Below are 6,046 nucleotides of genomic sequence, written 5' to 3'. Positions count from 1 at the left end.
TACGCAAAGGGCCGGCTGATCTTCAACCTCGGCCACGGCATCCAGCCGGAAACCCCGATCGCGCATGTCGAGCAGATGCTGAAGCGGGTGCGCGCGTACCAGGGCTGAGGCGCTACACCGGCCGGCTGCGTTCGATGATCGCGGCCGCGCCCTTGGCCAAGAGTTCGAGCCCGACCGCACGGCCGAGTTCGCGCGGTCGGTCGGCGGGGCCGGAGCGCGAGACCTCGATGAACAGGCCGCCGGCTTCGTCGAGCACCGAAGCGGTCAGCGACATCTGCGCGCCGTCGATCGAGGAAAATCCCGCGATCGGCGAATTGCAATGACCGTTGAGGACCCACAGCACTTCGCGCTCGGCGTCGGCGCTTTGGTGCGCGGCTGCGTCGTCGATGGCGGACAGGATGCGGCGGGTCTGCCAGTCCTGCGCCGCACATTCCACCGCAACGATGCCTTGCCCAACCGCCGGCAGCATTTCCGGAATCGAAAATTCATAGGCGATGCGATCGGCGAAGCCGACACGCTGCAGCCCGGAACGCGCCATGATCAGCGCGTCCGCGGGTCCGACCGCGCCGCCGCCGGGAAGGCGCTGCATCTCCAGGCTATCGAGCTTGCGGACGCGGGTGTCGGCGGCGCCGCGATAGTGAATCACGTCGACCTCCGGAAACAACCGCCGCGCATAGGCTGCGCGCCGCACCGCGTTGGTGCCAATCTTGAAGCCCTTTCCGCGGGATCGCCTGAGATCGTCGACCAAAACGCCAGCGCGCAGCACCAGGACATCGCCGGGCGGATCGCGCGACAGTGTCGCGCCGATCACGAGCCCCGGAGTGTCCTCATTGCCCGGCATGTCCTTCAGCGAATGCATCGCGGCCTGCAACTCGCCGGAAACGACCGCCTTGCGGATTTCGGCAACGAACGCGCCGCCCTTGCCGCCATGCTGCAGCAGCTTGCTGGTCTGATCGGAATCGCCTGATGTTTCGAACTTGACGATCTCGACCTCGAGACCGGGAACGGCCGCAGTGAGCCGCCGTGCAATTTCCTCGGTCTGGGCCAGCGCCATGACGCTCTTGCGCGTGCCGATCCTGATGCGAATTGCCGCCATTCACTTTCCCTTCGACGTCGCGCTACCGCGCATCCTGTAAAATCATGTCGGAGGCCTTCTCCGCGATCATGATGGTGGGCGCGTTGGTATTGCCCGACATCAGGTCCGGCATGATCGAGGCATCGACCACGCGCAGACCCTCGATGCCGCGAACCCGCAGGCGCTGGTCGACCACCGCCAGCGGATCGCTGCCCATCCGGCAGGTCGATGTCGGATGATAGACGGTGCTGCCGGTGCGGCGGCAGTACGCCAGCAACTCTTCGTCGCTTACGACCTTCGGTCCGGGATCGACCTCTTCAAGAGTGTAAGGTTTGAGCGCGGGCGCGGCCAGGATCTTGCGCAGGATTCGGATGCCTTCGATGAACGCGGCGCGATCGGTTTCGGTCGCAAGATAATTGATCCGAATCTCCGGCGGCACCGTCGGATCGGCGCTCTTGATGCGCAGCGAGCCGCGGCTTTCGGGACGCAACTGGCAGACGGAGGCGCTGAACCCTGAAAACGAATGCAGCTTCTCGCCCATCCTGTCGGTGGAGAACGGCAGGAAATGGATCTGGATATCCGGCGTCGCCAGCCGCGGATTGGTCTTGAAGAACGCGCCCGACGTGCCGGCAGCGATCGTCAGCGGCCCCTTGCGAAGTGCGGCGTATTGCAGGCCGGCCATGACCCGGCGGACCGGATGATTGACGATATCATTGAGCGTGACACGCTGCGCGCACCGCGTGATGAGCCGTACCTGCATGTGATCCTGCAGATCGCTGCCGACACCGGGCGCGTCGAGCACGACCTCGATACCGTGCTGCCTCAACAGCTCAGCCGGCCCGATGCCGGAGAGCTGCAGCAATTGCGGCGAGTTATACGCGCCGCTGGAGACCAGAATCTCCTTGCGCGCCCGCGCGGTGCGCAGCCGGCCGCCCTGCTTGAATTCGACGGCGCGCGCCCGGCGTCCCTCCAGGAGGATGCGCTGGGCCAGCGCGTCGGTCTCCACGTACAGATTGCCGCGATTCTTGGCCGGCCGAAGATAGGAAAACGCGGTGCTCGCCCGCCGGCCGCGCCGGGTCGTGGTCTGGAAGAAGCCAGCCCCTTCCTGCGTCGCCCCGTTGAAGTCGGGATTGGCAGGAATACCTGTTTCCGTCGCGGCCACAACAAAGGCTTCCGACAGCGGATCGGCATGCCGCCAGTCCGACACCGGCAGCGGACCGCCGGTGCCGTGATATTTGTCGGCGCCGCGCTGCTGGTTCTCCGCCTTCTTGAAATAGGGCAGCACGTCGTCATAACCCCAGCCGGCATTGCCGCGCTGGCGCCAGCGATCATAGTCCTCGTGCTGGCCGCGGACGTACAACAGGCCGTTGATCGAACTTGATCCCCCCAGCACCTTGCCGCGCGGCTGAAACACCTGCCGGCCGTTCAGCTCCGGCTCGGGTTCGGTCTGGTACATCCAGTTGACGGTCTTCTCCTTGAACAGCTTGCCGTAGCCGAGCGGAACGTGGATCCAGAGGTTGGTGTCCCGCGGGCCGGCCTCGAGCAGCAGCACCGAATGCCTTCCGTCCGCGCTGAGACGATTGGCGAGCACGCATCCGGCCGAACCCGCGCCGACCACGACGTAATCGAATTCCAGAACGTCAACGAATCGGTTGGCCGCGGATGGAGTTTTTTCGTTCATTCTGGTACGGTCCGGCCTCGACGCTACCTGCAGGAAAACACCGCTAGAGAGGCGATTGAGCTTATCCCGCCAACGCTGTCAACTTGGCGATTGTATTCATGTTGCGGGCAGTGCCGTCGGCTACCGCCGGGATCCGGAGCTTCGATTTGCCGATACCGTCGCGGTAGTGGACGTAAACCTCCCGCTTGCCGAGCCGGACCTCTTCCCCGGCCTGGCCGGTGATTTCCGCGAGGGCGGTCGTGGGGGGCCGCTTGTTCAAGAAGATCGCTACCGTGCGATTGGGCGCGGCCTCCGGAAAAGGGTTGCCCTTCAGGACCGCGGCCAGCTCGGCGGCGGTTCGAACCAGAACCCCGACGGGCTTGCCGGCAAAGGCCTTCAGGCAGGCCTCGAGAGCCGCCTTGATCTCGGCTTCGGATTTCCCGCTTCTGAAAACCACATTGCCGCTGGCAATGAAGGTCCTGACCTCGGAAAATCCGGCGGCCTCGCACATGGCCTGCAGTTCGCGCATCGGAAGCTTGCCGCTCGCGCCGACGTTCACGGCCCGCAACAGCGCGACGAAGGTGGTCAATTCGGGTCTCGCCATTCGAGCAAGGGCTTTTCTTTCTAACAGGGTCTGGGCCGGCCGCCCGCCAGATCAGGCGCTCTGCGAACGACCGACCCCGGTCACCCTATGAAGAGGTCCCGCTGCGCCGATGGTGTATTCCCGCGATTTCCGACCGCCGGCGTGCGCGCCTGAAAGGGCGCGTCGACGGCGCTCGCGTCACCTCGCCGAGGCTGATTGTTCGGCTGGTTTGCCGAAAACCCGGCGACAGCCATCACTCAGGCTAGCCCGCTGCTTGCGCATGCAGGCGGTGATACGCTCCACGCTCGGAATTTCCGACGCACAAAGCCGAAACACATCGCCGGTGCAAAGCCGGCGCTGATCGTCTTCCGTGAAGGCGTGACCGTTTGCCGGCAGCATTGCCAGACAAAACGCCAAACCCGATACGATCCTGAAATGACGAAATGCTGACAGATCAGCTGGCATGGTGTCCCCCGGATTGACCGGCGTTGCGGTCGTCCACCAGACGGTTGGCCGCCTTGGAATCATCTGTCGATGGTATCGACGCGCACGCCGATGCTTCAAGATTTTCAACCTCCAGTGCACCGAAATCTTTTGTCGGCGTTTCGCAATCATCGTTCCCTTGATGGAACTTGCGGCCTTTGCCTCAGCGGTCTCGTGGTGAATCCCTGCAGCCGACGCGATCGGCCATGGATCCCGGCACACCGGACCAGCGCGAATATCGTCGAGCCAGTCGCTGTCCGGCTGAGCCACGTCGCGTCGGCGCTTCCCAGAGGCCTCCAGCGCCTTGCGCTCGTCGCGATAATGAGAGAAGAAATGACACCTTCAGCCAAGCTATTGGCCGCGAAACCCCGGCAGTACATGAAACCACTATTCGCCATTTTGCTCTCATTGGCGCTGCTTTTCAGCGGCTTGGCTGCCGCAGAATCGGCACCTGCCGAGTCGATCTCCGGCTTTCGTCTGAAGCACGGCGAAGGACGTGTCGCCATGGACGCCACGCTCAACCGGATTGCGCTGGAACAGGCGAAGGCGATGGCCGCAAGGGATACGCTCGACCACGACGTGCTCGGATCTTTCAGTTCGCGGATCGCACCGGCGAAAGCCGGGCGGGCTGCGGAAAATATTGCGTATGGCTATGACAGTTTCGAAAAGACGCTCGATCAATGGATCGCGTCAGCGGGACATCGAAAAAATCTCCTGCTCCCCAAGGCCTCCCGCGTCGGCGTCGCCAGCGCAAGAAGTGCCACCTCTCATCGCACGTATTGGGCCATGGAGATCGCCGGCGATTATGAGACGCGGCCGATAGCCGAGGGCAAGAGGACGCCGCCGGTAGCCAAGAGAAAAACGTCTGCTCAACCGTGCCGGGTAAAACTTCTCGGCTTATGCTTTTGATCCGCCGCCTGTGATGCGAGGCTTCCGGCCAATACATCCCGTTCGCGGCAACGATGGCGGCCCGCGTCGCCGCGAACGACCCGCGTCCCTCCGTCCCGGAACGCTATCCGGTGCCGGCATGCCAACCGCACACGCGGCCTAACTATCACTACCATCGAGTCGTTGATCGTGATCAGGATGGAGACGATCACGGTTCTCGCCAGGCCATAGCGGTCTGTTGCAATGATCGCGGTGGCGAGCCCGGTTCGCCACCGCGACTACGTGAGCGCCTGCGGCCCCCGGCCTATAGCCCCCTGATCGAGCCCGCCTCGATCAGAAGCCGATTGAAACGCCGGGCCTCGGCGCCCCCGGTGCAGCCATAGAACACGCCGCCGCAGCGTTGCAGGATCTTCTTCTGTTCCGAAAAGCTCGGACCGAGCGGCACGCCCGCGGCCTCCTGTACGACCAACGGCAAATACGGCGCGTCGAGCGTGTCGAGCGCCGAGGACAGATCGGCCGGCGTGAAATTCACCGCATCGATGGCGTAATAGGTGGTCAGATAGCGCCGGTCAGAGGCTTCCAGCCGGTGCGCCAACGCCGCCTTGTCGAGCAAGGGATCGATGATGCGGGGGCCGAACTGCGGTTGGTGATCGCCATAGCGCACGATCAGGAAAGAATCAGCCGGAAATTCCTGCGCCAGCCGCTGCAGCAATCTCCTGTAATCACGTGCCGTCATTCCCTGCCGGCGAATGTACTCATCGATGTCAGGCGCGTTGCCGGGAGCGCGCCAGTCCGGCGTCAGTTCGGGGCGCAGCCGCGTGTCCCAGGGGAAATGATTGGCCACGGTGTAAACGTAGAAGAACAGCGGCCCGTCGCCGCGTTCATGTTCGATAATCTTGATGGCGCTGTCGAAATAGAAACTGTCAGCTTCGAAGTCTCGCGTGCCGAGGTCGAGCATGTCCAGATAGCGCGCGATGCCGGCGGTCATCTGGAAAGCCCGGGAACCGAGAAATGCGCCATAGAACGGATAGAGGCTGAAGGTCTTGTAGCCGCATCGGCTCAACGAGTGCGGCAGCCCCCGCCTGACGTGACCGCCGGCGATCCTGGTCACGGAACTGGCAAAACGTCCGTAGGAGCGGGCCGAGAGGCCGGTGAGCACGTTGTATTCGGTAAACCAGCTTGGTCCGCCCACGCCCTCGACCACGAGTTTGCGCGCTTTGCCGTCGAACGACTTGAAATGACCGTAATAGCCGGGCGGCACCTTTATTCCGGGCGCGGCCGTGATGTCGAAACTGGACTCATCGTGCAACAGGATGATGTGCGGCAGTTTGCGTGATGGATGGCAGGAAACCGGCGC

At 63.5% G+C, this 6,046-nt stretch carries 7 protein-coding genes; 2 read left to right on the top strand and 5 right to left on the bottom strand.

Features of this window, described 5'->3' with window-relative positions:
* Positions 1-108, top strand: a 108-nt coding sequence (locus QZ213_RS23180) for a uroporphyrinogen decarboxylase family protein (protein ID WP_291688415.1), incomplete at its 5' end; no start/stop codon positions are given.
* Positions 109-112: 4 nt separating this feature from the next.
* Here QZ213_RS23180 and hemC read toward each other — a convergent pair.
* The 4 genes from hemC to QZ213_RS23160 all read right to left on the bottom strand — a co-directional run bounded on the left by hemC (position 113) and on the right by QZ213_RS23160 (position 3,717).
* Positions 113-1,096 carry a hydroxymethylbilane synthase gene (gene hemC, locus QZ213_RS23175; RefSeq protein WP_291688411.1) on the bottom strand — a complete coding sequence of 328 codons (984 nt, stop codon included), beginning with the start codon at positions 1,094-1,096 and terminating at the stop codon, positions 113-115.
* 22 nt (positions 1,097-1,118) lie between these two features.
* Positions 1,119-2,756, bottom strand: coding sequence for a choline dehydrogenase (locus QZ213_RS23170; protein WP_291688410.1), 1,638 nt, complete (start codon positions 2,754-2,756; stop codon positions 1,119-1,121).
* Between the two features lie 61 nt (positions 2,757-2,817).
* Complete coding sequence (locus QZ213_RS23165) at positions 2,818-3,324, bottom strand: DUF1697 domain-containing protein (RefSeq protein WP_291688414.1); 507 nt, start codon at positions 3,322-3,324, stop codon at positions 2,818-2,820.
* A gap of 192 nt (positions 3,325-3,516) precedes the next feature.
* Entirely contained in the window at positions 3,517-3,717 is a 201-nt protein-coding gene (locus tag QZ213_RS23160) for a hypothetical protein (RefSeq protein ID WP_291688413.1), read from the bottom strand.
* A gap of 462 nt (positions 3,718-4,179) precedes the next feature.
* On the opposite strand from QZ213_RS23160, the gene QZ213_RS23155 reads away from it, so the two are divergent.
* Positions 4,180-4,710: a CAP domain-containing protein gene (locus tag QZ213_RS23155; RefSeq protein WP_291688412.1), complete on the top strand. Its 531-nt coding sequence runs from the start codon at positions 4,180-4,182 to the stop codon at positions 4,708-4,710.
* Positions 4,711-4,993: 283 nt separating this feature from the next.
* Here the strand turns inward: QZ213_RS23155 and QZ213_RS23150 are convergent.
* A partial coding sequence (locus QZ213_RS23150) for a sulfatase-like hydrolase/transferase (protein ID WP_291688409.1) occupies positions 4,994-6,046 on the bottom strand: 1,053 nt, incomplete at its 5' end.

The sequence above is a fragment of the Bradyrhizobium sp. genome, from assembly GCF_017881085.1.
Classification (GTDB): Bacteria; Pseudomonadota; Alphaproteobacteria; order Rhizobiales; family Xanthobacteraceae; genus Bradyrhizobium.
Note: the sequence above shows the minus strand (reverse complement) of the source record. Positions and strands in the feature narration are given on the sequence as shown.